General features: G+C 67.2%; 12 protein-coding genes. 8 read left to right on the plus strand and 4 right to left on the minus strand.

What is annotated here, in order from left to right; translation table 11 throughout:
- Positions 1 to 142: 142 nt before the first annotated feature.
- Complete coding sequence (locus tag FDY95_RS17630) at positions 143 to 655, minus strand: hypothetical protein (RefSeq protein ID WP_138079804.1); 513 nt, start codon at positions 653 to 655, stop codon at positions 143 to 145.
- 105 nt (positions 656 to 760) lie between these two features.
- On the opposite strand from FDY95_RS17630, the gene FDY95_RS17635 reads away from it, so the two are divergent.
- Both FDY95_RS17635 and FDY95_RS17640 read left to right on the plus strand, forming a co-directional pair.
- Positions 761 to 1,282, plus strand: a complete 522-nt coding sequence (locus FDY95_RS17635) for a DUF4442 domain-containing protein (protein ID WP_138079805.1) — start codon at positions 761 to 763, stop codon at positions 1,280 to 1,282.
- A 206-nt stretch (positions 1,283 to 1,488) separates the two neighbouring features.
- Complete coding sequence (locus FDY95_RS17640) at positions 1,489 to 2,487, plus strand: MBL fold metallo-hydrolase (RefSeq protein ID WP_138079806.1); 999 nt, start codon at positions 1,489 to 1,491, stop codon at positions 2,485 to 2,487.
- 122 nt (positions 2,488 to 2,609) lie between these two features.
- On the opposite strand, the gene FDY95_RS17645 is transcribed toward FDY95_RS17640, so the two are convergent.
- Positions 2,610 to 4,154 carry a DNA integrity scanning protein DisA nucleotide-binding domain protein gene (locus FDY95_RS17645; protein WP_138079807.1) on the minus strand — a complete coding sequence of 515 codons (1,545 nt, stop codon included), beginning with the start codon at positions 4,152 to 4,154 and terminating at the stop codon, positions 2,610 to 2,612.
- A gap of 84 nt (positions 4,155 to 4,238) precedes the next feature.
- A complete protein-coding gene (locus tag FDY95_RS17650) occupies positions 4,239 to 5,042 on the minus strand; it encodes an energy transducer TonB (RefSeq protein ID WP_138079808.1) in 804 nt (267 codons plus the stop codon).
- Between the two features lie 133 nt (positions 5,043 to 5,175).
- On the opposite strand from FDY95_RS17650, the gene FDY95_RS17655 reads away from it, so the two are divergent.
- Together FDY95_RS17655 and FDY95_RS17660 are read left to right on the plus strand one after the other, a co-directional pair.
- Positions 5,176 to 5,628, plus strand: coding sequence for a RidA family protein (locus FDY95_RS17655; protein ID WP_138079809.1), 453 nt, complete (start codon positions 5,176 to 5,178; stop codon positions 5,626 to 5,628).
- 136 nt (positions 5,629 to 5,764) lie between these two features.
- A complete protein-coding gene (locus FDY95_RS17660; RefSeq protein ID WP_138079810.1) occupies positions 5,765 to 6,661 on the plus strand; it encodes a cyanophycinase in 897 nt (298 codons plus the stop codon).
- A 103-nt stretch (positions 6,662 to 6,764) separates the two neighbouring features.
- Here the strand turns inward: FDY95_RS17660 and FDY95_RS17665 are convergent, their stop codons facing one another.
- Positions 6,765 to 7,025, minus strand: coding sequence for a KGG domain-containing protein (locus FDY95_RS17665; RefSeq protein ID WP_138079811.1), 261 nt, complete (start codon positions 7,023 to 7,025; stop codon positions 6,765 to 6,767).
- A 605-nt stretch (positions 7,026 to 7,630) separates the two neighbouring features.
- Between FDY95_RS17665 and FDY95_RS17670 the strand changes: the two genes are divergently transcribed.
- The 4 genes from FDY95_RS17670 (at position 7,631) to FDY95_RS17685 (ending at position 15,317) form a co-directional block, all read left to right on the plus strand.
- Positions 7,631 to 8,272, plus strand: coding sequence for a response regulator (locus FDY95_RS17670; protein ID WP_138079812.1), 642 nt, complete (start codon positions 7,631 to 7,633; stop codon positions 8,270 to 8,272).
- Positions 8,273 to 8,439: 167 nt separating this feature from the next.
- Positions 8,440 to 12,312 (plus strand): sensor histidine kinase, encoded by a 3,873-nt coding sequence (locus tag FDY95_RS17675; protein ID WP_138079813.1) that lies wholly within the window; start codon positions 8,440 to 8,442, stop codon positions 12,310 to 12,312.
- A gap of 41 nt (positions 12,313 to 12,353) precedes the next feature.
- The gene (locus tag FDY95_RS17680) at positions 12,354 to 14,189 is read left to right on the plus strand and encodes a MutS-related protein (RefSeq protein ID WP_138079814.1); all 1,836 of its coding nucleotides are present in this window, start codon (positions 12,354 to 12,356) and stop codon (positions 14,187 to 14,189) included.
- A 153-nt stretch (positions 14,190 to 14,342) separates the two neighbouring features.
- Positions 14,343 to 15,317, plus strand: coding sequence for a bestrophin family protein (locus tag FDY95_RS17685; RefSeq protein WP_138079815.1), 975 nt, complete (start codon positions 14,343 to 14,345; stop codon positions 15,315 to 15,317).
- The last annotated feature ends 349 nt before the right edge of the window (positions 15,318 to 15,666 follow it).

The following is a 15,666-nucleotide window of genomic DNA, read 5'->3' on the forward strand; positions in this document are numbered from 1 at the left end:
CGCTTCTGCTTGTTGATGCTGAAAAGACGTCTGTACTTCGTCAGCCGCGGCGGGGCAGGGTGCGCGGAAGGTTCTGGACTACGTCGACCTTCGGTGCGGCCATGCCTCCGGATGACGGTCTTTTTCCGTTGGCAACACCAGGCTACTCGCGCAGCCAGCGCGTCATGCGCGGAAATGCGTCGGCGGTGGTCAGGCCCATCCAGACCAGTAAGGGGAGGCCGGGGTACTGCCCGCGCTGGTAATTGCTGGTGAACCACTCGCTGTGGCCGTGGTAGCCGTCGGCGTGAAAGACGACGGCCGGGGAAAGGCCGAGGGCTACGGCGGCGGCGTAGCTCCAGAGCTGGGCCACGATTTCGTCGCCCTGGGCCTCGTCGGGCGTGCGGTAGTCGGCAATGTTGGCGCCGAGCGTGGCGCGCACGGCGGCGGGCACCACGGCCAGATGCCCCGCCTCGTGCAGAATGTCGCCGGGGTAGAGCAGGCGCCTGCGGTCCACCACCAGCCCGCCGTTGTCGATGCGCAGGCCGGGCAGAAAGGAGTCGGCCAGCACCGGGGCCTCGCGTACCGGCAGGCCGGTGCGGCGCACAAAATCAAGGAGCTGATCAACCAGCGCGGTGTCGGGAGCGGCTGGCGAGGCGGTAGGAGAGGCAGCGGGCATGGCGGAATAAAAAGGAAAGATAGGCAGTACCGCGAGCCGGTGCGTAAATAGTCGGCATGCCGAGTATTTCTGCTACCTTACCAGCCATCCATTCCCACCGAAGCCATGCTGCCCCAGCCCGCCCCGAATACCCTTGTCGACACGCCCGCGCTGGCCGCCTTCCGCCGCCAGCTACTCAACCCGCTCAAGCAGCGCCTGTTTTTGTTCAGCCGACTACCCGCGGCGGGCATTGCCGGGGTGCGCGTGCAGCAGCTCACGCTGGAGGCCGCCACCGTCACGGTGCCCTTCAAATTTCTCACCCAGAACCCCTTTCGTAGCATCTACTTCGCCTGCCTGAGCATGGCCGCCGAAATGGCCTCGGGCGTGCTGGCCATGATGCACACCAGCACCGGCGCCCCGGTGTCGATGCTGGTGGTGGGGCTGGAGGCCGACTTCACTAAAAAGGCCGTCACGCGCATTGCCTTCGAGTGCGCGGATGGGGCCGCCATTGCCCGGGCCGTGGCCGAAAGCCGGGCCACCGGCGAGGGCCGCACCGTGCAGGCCACCAGCACCGGCCGCGACGAAAGCGGCGACGTGGTGGCCGTGTTTCGTATCACCTGGTCGTTTCGGGCAAAAAAGCGGGCGTAAGAGCTGGGCAAGAAAACGGCTTCGGAAGCGTGCAGAGCAACCGCCCACGCACAAGCAAGGCGGTAGCACGGTTGTCGTGCGGCGGTAGTCAGCCCCGCTTACATGACGGCTGGCGAAAGGCGAGCAGGCAGTCAAAGTATTTTGCCGGGCCGTGCGTCTTGCTCCATACCCCGGCGGCCCTTTGCCAGCCGGCTATTCGTTTCGCTATGCCTTTTCTGCAGCGCGCCCGTCGTCAGGGCGCTGAGTTTCTGAATCCCGTGCCCACTGCCAAAGGCGTGGAAAACGGCATGTTGCCCATCATCTGGAAGATGCTGCGCGGGCCCGAGGAACGCGTGCCTAATCCCGCGCTGGCCCCGTTTCGCACCGAAGCCGCGGCCTGTGCCGGCCCGGCCGCCGACCTGCGCGTGACCTGGCTGGGCCACTCCACGGTGCTGCTGGAGCTGGACGGCCGCCGCATCCTGACCGACCCAATGTGGGCATCGTACGCCTCGCCGGTGCCGCTGGGTTTCGGCAAGCGCTTCTTCCCGGTGCCGCTGGCCCTGCAGGATCTGCCGCCGCTCGACCTCATCGTGCAGTCGCACGACCACTACGACCACCTCGACCCGGCTACCCTGCGCCAGCTGGCCCGGCTGCAGCCCACCGTGCCGGTGCTGTGCCCGCTGCGGGTGGGCCGTTACTACGCCGAAGCCGGCTGGGCGCCGCAGCTGATTCACGAGCTGGACTGGACCGACTCCTTCCAGGTGGCCGACCTGACCGTGACGGCCGTGCCCGCCCGGCACTTCTCGGGCCGCGGTATCACCGGCCAGAACCAGACGCTGTGGGCCTCCTACGTGCTGCAGGGCCCGCGGCACCGCGTATTCTTCGGCGGCGACACCGGCCCGTTTCTGGCCGGCCACACCGAAATTGGTGCCGCCTACGGGCCGTTCGATCTGACCATGCTGGAAGTAGGCGCCTACGGGGAGGGCTGGCCCGACATTCACCTCGGGCCCGAAAACGCCATTCAGGCCCACCAGGCCTTAGGTGGAAAGGTGCTGCTGCCGATTCATTGGGGCACTTTCAACCTGGCTTTTCACAGCTGGCGCGAGCCGGTGGAGCAGGTGCAGGAACTGGCCGCCGCGGCTGGTATTCCGCTGCTGTTGCCCAAGCCCGGCGTTCCAACGGAGGTCGAGCCCGCGGGCTTCATCTCGCGCTGGTGGGAGCGGTAGGGCGTGGAAAAGGCTGCGCGCAAGCCGGCCAGCGGCTTCCGTGGCGGATTACTTCAAAACCAACGAAGGCCGCGCGTCCCGGACGCGTGGCCTTCGTTGTTTGAGCCCAATGAGCGGGCTGCCTATTCGTGCCGGTTCGGCAGCGTGTCCTTGGTCAGAATATCGACCAGGCCGTCTTCGCTCACCACGATGGCCATGCACGGATAGGGCGAGCTTTCCACGTAGCGCAGGGCCGAGTTGTATCGCGCCCCCCGGGTGCTGGAGCCCCGGCCCGAGGCCTTGCCGTCCAGAATCACGCCGATGGAGTAGCAGTAGGCCTCCGGGTCGATGAGCACGGCCCCGTCGATGGCGGTGACGAGGCGGGTGATAAGCGGGGTGAGCGGTACCGGCTCGATGAGGGTGCACTGCAGCTTCAGGCGGTCGGCCTCGGCCAGGGCCTCGGTGGTGATGACGACCAGCGTACCGTGCTTCTGGCGGCTGGCTTCGAGCAGCACGTCCCAGAGGCGCTCCACTTTTTCGGGTTCCGTCACGCCGAAGGTGTCGCGCAGGCCGCGGCGGAACTCCGAACGGCTCAGGCGCGACTGGGGCAGGTTGGGTTGCCCGTAGGCGGCGCGCACCAGTACCTGCCCGTCGTGGCGCAGCTCCCACACGTAATGGTGCAGGAAGCTGATGACGAACATATCCTCGCGGGTGGCGTCGTACTGGCCCAGGGTGCGGCCCAGGGCGTACACGTTTTCGCCGTCGGAGAGCAGGCTCACGTCGCTGGTCGACATCTGCAGCAGCTTGCGCACGGCGCGGTAGTCGCTGAGCGGGGTGGGGCAGGTGAGGGCGAAGATTTCCTGCACGTTGGGGTGGCCGCGCCGGGCCAGCACCAGCTGCCCCACGCCGGCCGTGCCCTCGTAGCGCAACGACGACACCGTGTTCAGCACGTTGAAGAGCTTGGCGCCGGCCGGGTCGAGGCCCAGGGCCTGGGCGGGCGTGTCCATCAGGAACTTGCCGGCGGCCCGCACGATTTCGTCGGTGTCGCGGGGGCGGGTGAGCAGGCCGGAGCCGGGCTCGGGCTCGGTGAGGGCCTTCACGCACTCCTCGCTGAAGCGCGCAATGGCCGCTTCGATCAGCGACGACGCCAGGGGGCGGCCGTCGGTATAGTAGCGGTAGGGCTTCAGGGCCGGGTGGTGGCGCAGGGCCTTGCGGCGCAGCTGCAGCACCGTCACCACGAAAAACTCGCCGATGAGCACCGGCCAGCCGGCGAAGGAGCGGCGGGCGCCGTTGCGGGGCGTGAGCTCGTCGAGCACTTCCTGTACGGCCAGCTTAATGCCCTTGAACTCGTGGCGCTTCCGCCGGATTTCGGCGGTGTCGCCCTCGCGCCCCGGCCAGCCCTCCGACTCGGTGCGGCGCAGATACTGCCCGCGGGCCACCACGCCGTAGAAGGCTTCGGAGGGCAGGCCGCAGGTTTCGGGCTCCAGGCACACGGCCGCGCCGCCTTCCATCGGAATACCGATGAGCATCACGATGGGTTGCAGCTCGGCGTCAAGGTCGTCGAAAATGCCCTCGGCCATGTGCTGCGCGGCCTGCTGAAAGCGGTGCTGGTAGGGCCAGATGGTAAACTCGGCCGCTGCCGGAACGATAATGGCATTGGGCGAGACGACGGGCAGCGGACTGAACATGGGGCGGCGTTGGGGGAGAAAGGGTGCTACAAGTACCCGCCGCGCCCCGAAATGTTTCGGCGAATACAGCGGCGCGGGCCGGGCCTACAACGAGAAGAGGATCGGTAGTACCATCTTCTGACGGATGGGGGCCCCCTTATACTTTGCCGGCTCCCATTTGGGGCTGGCTTTTACGATGCGGATGGCTTCTTCGTCGAGGCCGGAGCCCAGGCGCTTCACCGGTTTGATGTTCGAGAGCGAGCCGTCTTTCTCGATGACAAACTCCATCATCACCTTGCCCGATACCTTGCGCTGCCGGGCCAGGGCGGGGTATTTCTGCACCTGCTGCACCCACTCAAACCAGGCCTCGGTACCGCCCACCGGCCGGGCCGGTTCGTCGGGCGCCACGGTCTGCAGGCCGTCGGCCGTGGTGGCCGGGGTGGTGCTGGCCGGAGCAGCGGCGGTGCCCGCGTTGTCGCTGCCGGCCGGAATCTGGAAGGTGATGGGCATGGTCACGCGCTGGCGCACCACGCCGCCCTTGTGCTGGGCGGGCGTCCAGCGCGGGCCAGCCTTGATCAGGCGCAGGGCTTCGGCGTCGCACTCCGGCGAGAGGCTCTTGGTGACTTCCCAGTTGGAGGTGGCGCCGGTTTTCTCCACCACGAAGGTCACTTCCACCGTGCCCTGCACGCCGGCCTGTAGCGCGGCGGTGGGGTAGTTCAGCCGGTCGCCGATGTAGTTGCCGTAGGCCTCCACGCCGTCCACGGGCACGGCGGGCTTCTCCACCGCGTCGTACACGTCGGGCGCGGCGGTCTGCTTGGGGTACTTCAGCTTGGTTTTCTGGGCCAGGGCTGCGGGCGCGGCGGCGGTGAGGGCGGCCAAGATGAGGGCCAGGCAAACGGGACGGAGCATAGGCGGTGAGATGGTGAAGTCGTGAAGTGGTGAGTTTGATGTTGGAGCAAGTTGAACGTCAACTCACCATTTCACGATTTCACCATCTCACCAGATTCACCTCAAGCTAGGAAAAAGCGGCTATTTTCGGCCCATGACCACCCCCGACGCCACCCCCGCCCCCGATTCCTCGGCCCGTAACTCGGCCCGCGCCCCCGAGCCGGTGGGCCTGTACCCGCACGCCCGCCGCGTGGGCAACCTGCTGTTCCTGTCCGGCGTGGGCCCGCGCCAGCGCGGGCAGAAGCACGTGCCCGGCGTGGAGCTGGACGAAGACGGCAACATCCTGCGCTACGACTTCGAGAGCCAGTGCCACGCCGTGTTTCAGAACGTGCGCTACATCGTGGAGGAAGCCGGGGCCCGCTGGGAAGACCTGGTCGACGTGACCGTGTTCCTGACCAACATGCAGGACGACTTTCAGACCTACAACCGCCTCTACGCGGAGTACTTTGCCACCAACCAGCCCTGCCGCACCACCGTCGAAATCAACTGTCTGCCCACGCCCATTGCCATCGAGCTGAAGTGCGTGGCCTGGGTGGGCGAGCGGTAGGCCGCGGCGTGTGCCGGCCAGCCTGACGGGGCCGTCGGAGCAACCGGCTCCGGCGGCCCCGCTGCGTTGATAGCATCGGGCGGGGCGCACCTGCGTATGTACAGCTGCCGCGTAACCCCGCTACCCGACAGAAAAGATGGCCAAAAGCAAAAAGTCTACGCCGCAGCATTCCGCTTCCGCCAGTTGTCCGCGCCCCAAAGGCACGCTGATTATCATTGGCGGGCACGAGCAGAAAGACCCGCAAACCGTGGGCGACGAGGTGGGCAGCTCCGCCGATGAGCTGGCGCCGGAAAGCATTCTGAAGCGCTTCGTGGCGGAGCTGCACGGCGACGGGCCGGTGCTCATCGTGCCCACGGCCTCCGCCGAGCCCGAAGACACCGCCCGCGACTACGTGCGCCTGTTCCACGACCTGGGCGTGAAGCGGGTGGAAGTGCTCAACATCCGGACCCGCGACGAGGCCAACGACGCGGACCGCCTGCGCCAGCTCGACGACGCGGCCGGCCTGATGTTTACCGGCGGCGACCAGCTGCGCCTCACGGCCACGCTGGGCGGCACCGAGATGATCCGGCGCCTGAAGGAACGCTACGCCCACTCGCGCATCGTCATTGCGGGCACCTCGGCCGGGGCCACGGCCATGAGCACGCCCATGATCTACCAGGGCCGCAACGACGCGGGCTTCCTCAAGGACGAAATCCACATCACCACCGGCCTGCAGCTTATGCACGACGTGGCCATCGATACCCACTTCGTGGCCCGCGGGCGCATCGTGCGCGTGGCCCAGATCATTGCCACCAACCCCGGCTGCATCGGGCTGGGGCTGGAGGAAGACACGGCGGTAGTGGTGACCGACGGGCAGGAAATGGAAGTTATCGGCAATGGCATGGTAGTCGTCGTCGACGGACGCCAGTGCCAGGGCAATACCATTCACGAAATCCAGCCCGGGGAGGTGTTCAGCATCCGCGAGCTGCGGGTGCACCTGCTAGCCCGCGGGCAGCGCTATACCCTGCCGGTGCAGGATCAACTGCACGTGTAAAACACCGCCGGCTCGCAAAAAAGCCCCCGTACCGCGCGGTACGGGGGCTTTTTTGCGGGCCGGGGCTGGCGGAGCGGCGGCCATCGGTCCGACTTAATTCAGCTTAGGCCGTCTTGGCGGTGCTGCGGCGGGTGCTGCTCTGCCCGCCCTTGCGGCCGGCTTCGCGGGCTTCCTGGGAGGTCCATTCGTGGCCGCGGCCGCTGGCGTGCGAGGCCTTGCCGCCCTCGGAGGCAATGCGGCGCTGCTGCTCGGGGTCCATCGAGGCAAAGCCGCGCCGGCTGGTGTTGCTCTGAGGGCGGCTGCCGCCGGCTTTGGCGGCAGCGGCGCCGGAAGTAGTGCGTTGCGTCACATGATTGGTTGCCATAACAGTAGGGGTTGGTTGAGGAAAAAAGAGCGGGGAGTGGGGACCTTGCTACTAACGCAAGCCCGGCGGCAACAGTCGATGATTGGGCCTGAAAAAACAGGTAACGCGGTGCATTTTACCGCTTTGTACGGATGGTTTGACCCCCGTCGGGCCGGGCTACTGCGTACAAATAGCGCGGCCCGTTACGCTGCCTCGGCCCGGACTGCTGCCGTCAGCCGAACTGCGGGGTGAGCCGAACCACGCAGGGCGGTGCTCAGGCGGTGCTCAGGCGGATGACGGGTGCTGCCGGAGAGGTGGGGGTGAATAAGGGTGCCGGAGCAAAAAGCCCGGTGCCACGGACGCGATAGAGCGGGGTGGATGACGGGTAAATGCCTGAAATACTGTTATTTATTGATGGTTTGTGGCGTCATTGCCAAAGTTAACCGCCTGGCCGCTCATAGCTCCCGGGGTTAGTTACTATTTTGATTATCCGTATTTATAACTACCTGTTGCGGCGGGTGGCTTCCGCTTCCGTGCAAGTGCTGAAAATGCCGCTTCCGGCCGGCCAACCGGCGGCTTTCCCCGTTATTGTCGAAACCCGGTTCTGCCCCCACCACGCCACGCCCATGATACGCCTCCTTCTGGTCGACGACCACACCATTATCCGCGACGGTATTCAGGCCCTGCTGGCCGACGTGCCCGATTTCCAGGTGGTGGGGCAGGCGCGCAACGGCCGCGAGCTGCTCGACATGCTGCCCGCTACCCCGGCCGACGTGGTGCTGATGGACCTGAACATGCCCGGCGTGTCGGGCTTCGAGGCCGTGCCGCTGTTGCGCGAGCAGTTTCCGCAGGTGCGGGTGCTCATCCTGAGCATGCTCGACCACGAGAAGTACGTGCAGCAGGTGCTGGAAGCCGGCGCTCTGGGCTACGTGCTGAAGAATGCCAGCAAGGAGGAAATCGTGCACGCCATTCGCACGGTGGCGGCCGGCAAGCCTTTCCTCTGCACCGAAATCGGGCTGAACCTGCTCAGCAAGCTGGTGCAGGGCCACGCCGCGCCGGCCGCCAAAAAGCCCTCTGACCTCTCCAACCGCGAAACGGAGGTGCTCAAGCTCATTGCCGAAGGCCTGACCAACGCTGAAATTGCCGACAAGCTCTTCACCAGCAAGCGCACCATCGAAACGCACCGGCAGAACATCATCGAGAAAACCCAGGCCAAGAACACGGCCGCCCTCATCAAATTTGCTATGGAAAACGGCCTGCTGGTCTGAGGTGGCCCGGCCGGCGCTGCCGTGGCGTTGTGTAAAAGGCTCGGCCCATCCCGGGGGCAGGGTAGTATGGCCGGCGGCGGCGGTTTCGCGGGGGCTTAGCTTATATTTAGCCGGCCGCCGCGGTTGCCGCCCGCGTTTTGGTTCCCATTCCCGACGACCCTTTCCTTATGGAGCAAACTCCCGACGAACAGGATGCGGCGCGGCACCGCATGCAGGAGTTGCACCGCCCGGTCGATGGCCACGACCCGAGCCCGACCACTGCTACCCCCCCGCCCGCCGACGCGGGCCGGCTGGTGCGGGAGCTGCAGCTCGAGCTGAAACGGCAGCAGGAAGCGCTGCGCACGGCTCAGGCCGAGCGCGACGCTCTGCGCGAGCAGTACGCCGACCTCTACGATTTCGGGCCCGTGGGCTATTGTACCCTCGATGCGCAGGGGCTGCTGCGGCAATTGAGCCTGCGCGCCGCCCAGCTGCTGGGCCTCAGCGGCAGCACGGCGCCGGGCCCGCCCTTCGCGCAGTGCGTGGCCCCCGAAGGGCGGGCGTCCTTCCACGCGTTTCTGCAGCGGGTGCTGGCCACCGATGAGCGCCAAAGCTGCGAGCTGGAGCTGCGGCGCCCCGATGGCAGCGCCTGCTACGTGCTGCTCGAAGGCCTGCGCCTGCCGCCCGAGGCGGGTGAGCCGCGCTGCCGCCTGGCCCTCACCGACGATACCGCCCGCCGCCAGGCCGCTGAAAGTCAGGTCGTGAGCGAGCAGAAATTCCGGGCCCTGTTCGAGGACTCGGCCGACGCGGCCGTGCTCGTGCGCGACGAGGTCTTCCTCGACTGCAACCCTGCCGCCCTGGCCATGCTCGGGGCGACCCGGCGCGAGCAGCTGGTGGGCCAGTCGGTGCTGCTGCTCACCCCCGAGTTTCAGCCCGACGGCGTGCCCTCGGCCCAGGGCCTGCGGCAGCACGTGGCCACTGCCCGGCACGAGGGCTCTTTCCGCTTCGAGTGGCTGCGGCACCGCTTCACGGGCGAGGAAATCTGGCAGGAAATCGTGCTGACGCCCGTGCGGGTGCAGGGCGAAGGGCTGCTGCACGCCGTCTGGCGCGACATTACCGCGCGACGCCGCGCCGCGCGGCAGCTGCAGGAAAGCGAAACCCGTCTCAGCACGGCCCTGGATGCGGCCGAGCTGGGCGTGGCGCAGTGGAATTTCACGACTGATGAGGTGTTTTTCGATGCCCGGGCGCGGCAGATGTTCGGCCTGCCCGCCGAGGGGCCGCCGCTGACTTTCCCCGATATCCGGCAGGTGCTGCACCCCGACGACCGGGAGCGGGTGGAAGCCGCCCTGCAGCGCGCCATCGAGGAGCACCAGCCGGTGGAAATGGACCAGCGCGTGGTGTGGCCCGATGGCACGGTGCGCTACGTGGTATCGAGTGGGCAGGTGGGCTATGATGCCGCCGGACAGGCCCTGCACATGACCGGCGTGGTGCAGGACGTGACCGACAAAAAGCTGGCTGCCCAGCGGCTGCAGGAAAGCGAGATGCGCCTGAAAACGGCCGTGCGGGCCGCCGACATGGGCATTGGCATCTGGAATTTCACCTCCCAGCTCTTCTACGTCGACGAGCGGGCCCGCCGCATGTTCGGCCTGCCGCCCGAAGGCCCCGAGCTGACTTTCGCGGAGCTGATGGCCATGGTGCACCCCGCCGATGCCGAGCTGGCTGCAAGTTCCCTGCAGCGCGCCGCCAGCGGCGAAGCACCCCTCGACGTGGAAGTGCGCGTGGTGTGGCCGGATGGCACGGTGCGCTACGTGTACGCTAACGGTCAGGTGATGGTGGGAGAGGCCGGCGCACCCGTGCGCATGAGCGGAGTGCTGCGCGACGTGACCGAGAGCCGCCTGGCCGAGCAGCGCCTGCGCGAAAGCGAAGAGCAGCTGCGCACGGCTCTGAACGCGGCCAACATGGGCGTGGGCCTCTGGGAGCCGCACCGGGAAGAGGTGGTGCTCGACGCCCGAACCGCCGAAATCTTTGGCTTCGCGGCCGGCGCCGGCCGCTTTCCCGCCGCCGCCTTGAGCCAGCTGGTGCACCCCGACGACCTGCCCGGCGTGGTCGGGCAGGTCGAGCGCGGCCTGCGCAGCCACCAGGCCTTTTCGCTGCACGTGCGCGTGCAGCCCCCGGCGCCGACGCCGCTGCGCTACGTACGCATCAGTGGGCAGGCCCTCTACGACGACCACGGCCAGCCCAGTCGCGTGGTCGGCGTGGTGCGCGACATCACCGAGTTCCGGCGCGCCAATCTGCGCCTGCGGGAAAGTGAGCAGCGCCTGCGCCTGGCCCTGGAAGCGTCGCAGACCGGAGTGTTCGAGTGGCTTTTCGAGAGCGACGAGCTGTTTTGGGACGCGCGCACCCAGGCCATTTTCGGGCGCTCCTACGACGAGCGCCGCCAGAGCTTCGACGTCATTCGCCGCGCCGTGCACCCGGCCGACGCCGACGCCGTCACCGCCGCCCTGACCACCACCATCCGCGACGGGGTGCCCTTCGAGCTGGAGCACCGCATCGTGCGGCCCGATGGCGCGGTGCGCCACGTGGCCACCAGCGGGCAGGTGCACTACGACGAAGCCGGCCAGCCCCAGCGCCTGGCCGGCCTGCTGCGCGACGTGACCGAGCGCCGCCAGGCGCAGGACGAGCTGAACGCCAAAAACCGCCTGCTCGACCACATCCTGACGGCCATTCCGGTGGTGCTGTCGCGCGTGGCGGCCGACGGCACGCTGGAGCAGGTGACGGGCGCCGGCCTGCGCCGCCTCGGCGTGGCCGACAACGCCCTGGTGGGCCGCAACGTGTTTGAGGACTGGCCCCAGCTGACGCCCTACATCAAGCGGCTGATGGCGGGCGAGCCGGTGGAGTTTGTGGGCGCCCCGCCCCGCCGCGGCGACGAGCAGCTGTACTTCCAGAATTACGGCTTCTTCGACGAGGAAAGGCAAACGGGCGTGCTCTTCGGCCTCGACGTGACCGAAACCCACCAGGCCAACGCCCGGCTGGCGGCCGACGCGGCCTTTCTGCAGGGCCTGGTGTCGAACATCCAGGAGGGCATCATGGCCTTCGACACCGAGCTGCGCGTGACGGAGTGGAACTACCTGATGGAGGAGTATCTGCAGGCCGAGCGAAGCACGGTGCTCAACCAGCCGATTTTCGAGGCGTTTCCGGCCGTGGATACCCCGCGCAACCGCGACATTCTGCGCCGCACCCTGGCCGGCGAAACCCAGACCTACTACAACGTGCCCTTCAGCCGGCGCGAAGGCTTCTTCGATGCGGCCTTTGTGCCCCTGCGCGACGCGCAGGGCGCGGTGGCCGGGGCGCTGGGCGTTGTCCGCAACGTGACGGAGCGCAACCGCCTGATGGAGGACGCCACCCAGGCCCGGCTGCAGCGCGAGAAGGAGGTGCTCAGCGCCATCATGCACACTCAGGAAGACGAGCGGAAGCGCATTGCCGAAGCCCTGCACAACGGCGTGGGCCAGCTGCTGTACGCGGCCAAGCTGCACCTCTACAACCAGCCCGTGGACGAGGCCCACCGCACCGCGGCGCAGGGGCTGCTCAACGAGGCCATCAAGGCCACGCGCACCATCAGCTTCGAGCTGACGCCGAACATTCTGGAGGACTTTGGCCTGAAAACCGCGCTGGAGGAAATCTGCAAGCGCATTCCGCAGCAAAACCTGGCCGTGCACCTGAACGTGAGCGTGATGCCCCATCCCTTGCCGCGCCTGCTCGAAACGGCCGTGTACCGCATCGTGCAGGAGCTGCTCAACAACGTCATCAAGCACGCGCAGGCCCGGGAAGCGTTTATCTACGTGGAGGTGCAAAACCAGGTGCTGCACGCCAGCGTGGAGGACGACGGCACCGGCTTCGACGTGGAAGCCAGCACCCGCAAGCACGGCGGCATCGGCCTGACCGGCATCCGCAACCGGGTGAGCCTGCTCGGTGGCCGCCTCGACATCCGCTCCAAGCCGGGCCTGGGCACCACCATCACCATCGAGCTGCCCCTGGCCGCGCCCGAACCGCAAGCCGCTGACTAGCGCCCGGCGGGCATCCGGCCGGTAGTCGCTTCCTTTGCCCCATGCCCGTTGCCAACACCATCCGCCCGCTGACTATCGAGCCGCGGGACATCTTTACCGACAACCTCGCCACCTACGCCGCCGAGGAGCGGCACTTTGCCGGCCGCCACAGCCTCATCGGCTGGCTGCGGGTGGCCGTGTTCCTGGCCGGGGCCGGCGGGGCGTGGGGGCTGTTTCGGCACGACGAAAACCTGGCCGCCTTCGGCTGGCTGATTGGCGCCTACGTCATCTTCATGCTGGTGATGCGCTGGCACGGCCGCGTGGGCTACCAGCTGCGCCAGCGCCAGCTGCTGCGCCTCATCAACCAGGAAGAGCTGGACCGCCTGGCCGGCCAACTCACCGGCTTCGACGCCGGCCTGCGCTACCAGGACGCCCAGCACCCCTACACCGCCGACCTCGACGTGTTCGGCCCGCACTCCCTGTTTCAGCTGACTAGCCGGGCCACCTCGCGCCTGGGCCAGGACCGCCTGGCCGCCTGGCTGCAGGCTCCGGCCACCATACCAGAGTTGGAGCAGCGTCAGCCCGCCGTGGCTGAGCTGGCCGCCGACGTGGCGTGGCGGCAGCACTGGCAGGCCCGCGCCCGGCAGTTCCCCAAGCAGTCCGATGACCCGCGCCCTTTCCTGGCCTGGATGCACGCCCCCGATTTCTACCAGGGCCGCGGCTGGGTGCTGGCCCTGCTGCCGGTGCTGCCGCCGCTGGCCGTGCTGGGCATTGCCGCCTGGCTGACGGGCTCCTCGGGCTGGCTGGCCACCGTGCCGGTGCTCCTGATGTACGCCGTCAACTACCGCTTCCGGCAGGAGCGCGACGAGGTGTTTGAGCGCTGCATGGATATGTACGACGTGCTGCGCGCCTACCGCGACCAGCTGCGCCACCTGGAGCAGCGCGAATGCGCCGCCCCGCGCCTCGCCGAGCTGCGGCAGGTGTTGCTGGCCCACGGCGCCCCGGCCTCGGCCTACGTGGGCCGGCTGGCGGGCATCGCGCAGAATTTCTCGCTGCGCTGGAGCACCCTGGCCGGCTTCTTCGCCAACAACCTGCTGATGTGGGACTTCTTCTGGATGTGGCGACTGGAACGCTGGAAACGCCAGCTCGGCGGCCGGCTGGAGCCCTGGCTGGAAGTGGTGGCCGAAGTGGAAGCCCTCGGCAGCCTCGCCGCCGTGCAATACGCCAACCCCACCTGGGCCGTGCCCGCGCTGACCGCGGCGCCCCTGACCTTCGCGGCCACTCAGCTGGCGCACCCGCTCATCTTCAGCCCGGGCCGCGTGGCCAACGACTTCGCCACCGAGGGCCCGGGCCGCACCGGGCTGGTGACGGGCTCCAACATGTCGGGCAAAACCACTTTCCTGCGCACCATCGGCGTCAATGCCGTGCTGGCCCTGGCCGGCGGGCCGGTGTGCGCCCAGGCGCTGCGCATCGGGCCGCTGCAGCTGTTTACGGCCATGCGCACCCAGGACAACCTGGCCGAAAGCACGTCGTCCTTCTATGCCGAGCTCAAGCGCCTGCGCCAGCTGCTCGACCTGACGGCCGCCGGCCAGCCGGTGTTCTTTCTGCTCGACGAAATCCTGAAGGGCACCAACTCCCGCGACCGGCACGACGGCGCCCGCGGCCTCATCCGGCAGCTGCACCGCCGCCCCGCCAGCGGCCTCGTGAGCACCCACGACCTGGAGCTGGGCGACCTAGCCGAGGAGCTGCCCGGCTTCGTGACCAACTACAGCTTCAACAGCGACATCGAGGGCGACGAAATCCGCTTCGATTACCGCCTCACGCCCGGCCTCTGCCGCGAGTTCAACGCCAGCAAGCTGATGGAGCTGATGGGCATTGAGGTGCAGAAAAGATTCTAACCCGCACGACGCTCCATCTGCCTGTCAATAACGCGTGCCGCGCCTGCTAGCCGGCGGCTGCTGCTTTAGCAATGCCCGGTGCCCCCGCGCCGGGCGTTTTGCGTACAACGCGCGTTGCTAACCACGGCGCCCCGGGCGCCACCAACTTGCCGCATGTACGTCCGCCAAAATCTTCGATGGAGCATCATCTGGCGCAGCGCCTGGCGCAGCGTGTTCATTCTGACGCTCTACAACCTGGTTATCTGCTGGTTTTACACCCACGGCTTCAACCACTTTTCCATTCCCTGGCAGCCCGTGGCCACGCTGGGCACGGCCGTGGCGTTCTACATCGGCTTCAAAAACAACGGCTCCTACGACCGGTTCTGGGAGGGCCGGCAGATTTGGGGCGGCATCGTCAACACCAGCCGCACCTGGGCCATTCAGGCGCTGGAGTTTGTCACCTCCCGCGTCGATGCGCCCGAGCTGACGGATGTGCGGCCCCAGGCCACGGCCCGCGAGCTGACGGAGCGCCACCACCGGCTGCTGTACCGCCACATTGCCTGGTGCAATGCCCTGCGCCTGCAGCTGCGGCTGCAGCGCGACGACCTCTGGGACAGCGACGTGGCCCCGTTTCTGCAGCCCGAAGAATCGGAGTTTATGCGGCAGCGGGCCAACCCGGCCACCCATCTGCTGCGCCGCCAAGCCGCCGAGCTGCGCATCCTGCGTGAGGAGCGCGGCCTGCTCAACGACTTCCAGCACGTGAACATGATGCGCACCCTGGAGCGCCTCTTCGACCTGCAGGGCGGCTGCGAGCGGATCAAAAACACGCCCTTCCCGCGCCAGTACGCTTTCTACAGCTTCCTGTTCGTGTGCCTGTTCTCGCTGATGCTGCCCCTGGGCCTGCTGCGCGAGTTCGACCAGCTCGGGCCCGGCATGGTCTGGCTTACCGTGCCCTTCTCGGTGCTCACCAGCTGGGTGTTCAACACCATCGAAGTGGTGGGCCACACCAGCGAAAACCCCTTCGAGTACCAGATGAACGACGTGCCGATGACCGCGCTGTGCCGCACCATCGAAATCGACCTGCGCGAGATGCTGGGCGAAACCGAGCTGCCGCCGAAGACCGTGCCCATCCAGGATATTCTGTACTAAGTGAGGCCGGAGCGGGAGCCAGAAGCCCTGCCAGGCAGCGCTGCCATCCGGGCATCGGTCTGCCAGATGCCGCGCTCGGCCCGCCGCTCCGAAACGGTGGGCGGTCTGACGGGCATTAGCCGCTACCAAGCCGGGAGCCTCGGGTATTGTTGAAGGAATAGTTGTGGCTTTTTTTAAGGTTTGTTTGGGCGCGGGAAAACGCGTTGAATAAGACGCAGATGCTAAAGCGGTAAAATTCAGGCAGTAAAATGCCGGGAAATAATAGGGCTGTTGTATATTAGGGGTATCAGAGCAAGAAAGACTTGTATAAAAGCAAGCTGATTGGTAATCTGACCAGACCGCCCCCGAC

The organism is Hymenobacter jeollabukensis (assembly GCF_005771675.1).
GTDB classification, from domain to species: Bacteria; Bacteroidota; Bacteroidia; order Cytophagales; family Hymenobacteraceae; genus Solirubrum; species Solirubrum jeollabukense.

Excerpts from the sequence above, each read along its gene's own strand:
- FDY95_RS17635 (WP_138079805.1), top strand. The coding sequence starts at position 761 with ATGCTGCCCCAGCCCGCCCCGAATACCCTTGTCGACACGCCCGCGCTG.
- FDY95_RS17650 (WP_138079808.1), bottom strand. The coding sequence starts at position 5,042 with ATGCTCCGTCCCGTTTGCCTGGCCCTCATCTTGGCCGCCCTCACCGCC.
- FDY95_RS17630 (WP_138079804.1), bottom strand. The coding sequence starts at position 655 with ATGCCCGCTGCCTCTCCTACCGCCTCGCCAGCCGCTCCCGACACCGCG.
- FDY95_RS17645 (WP_138079807.1), bottom strand. The coding sequence starts at position 4,154 with ATGTTCAGTCCGCTGCCCGTCGTCTCGCCCAATGCCATTATCGTTCCG.
- FDY95_RS17655 (WP_138079809.1), top strand. The coding sequence starts at position 5,176 with ATGACCACCCCCGACGCCACCCCCGCCCCCGATTCCTCGGCCCGTAAC.
- FDY95_RS17675 (WP_138079813.1), top strand. The coding sequence starts at position 8,440 with ATGGAGCAAACTCCCGACGAACAGGATGCGGCGCGGCACCGCATGCAG.
- FDY95_RS17660 (WP_138079810.1), top strand. The coding sequence starts at position 5,765 with ATGGCCAAAAGCAAAAAGTCTACGCCGCAGCATTCCGCTTCCGCCAGT.
- FDY95_RS17680 (WP_138079814.1), top strand. The coding sequence starts at position 12,354 with ATGCCCGTTGCCAACACCATCCGCCCGCTGACTATCGAGCCGCGGGAC.
- FDY95_RS17670 (WP_138079812.1), top strand. The coding sequence starts at position 7,631 with ATGATACGCCTCCTTCTGGTCGACGACCACACCATTATCCGCGACGGT.
- FDY95_RS17685 (WP_138079815.1), top strand. The coding sequence starts at position 14,343 with ATGTACGTCCGCCAAAATCTTCGATGGAGCATCATCTGGCGCAGCGCC.
- FDY95_RS17665 (WP_138079811.1), bottom strand. The coding sequence starts at position 7,025 with ATGGCAACCAATCATGTGACGCAACGCACTACTTCCGGCGCCGCTGCC.
- FDY95_RS17640 (WP_138079806.1), top strand. The coding sequence starts at position 1,489 with ATGCCTTTTCTGCAGCGCGCCCGTCGTCAGGGCGCTGAGTTTCTGAAT.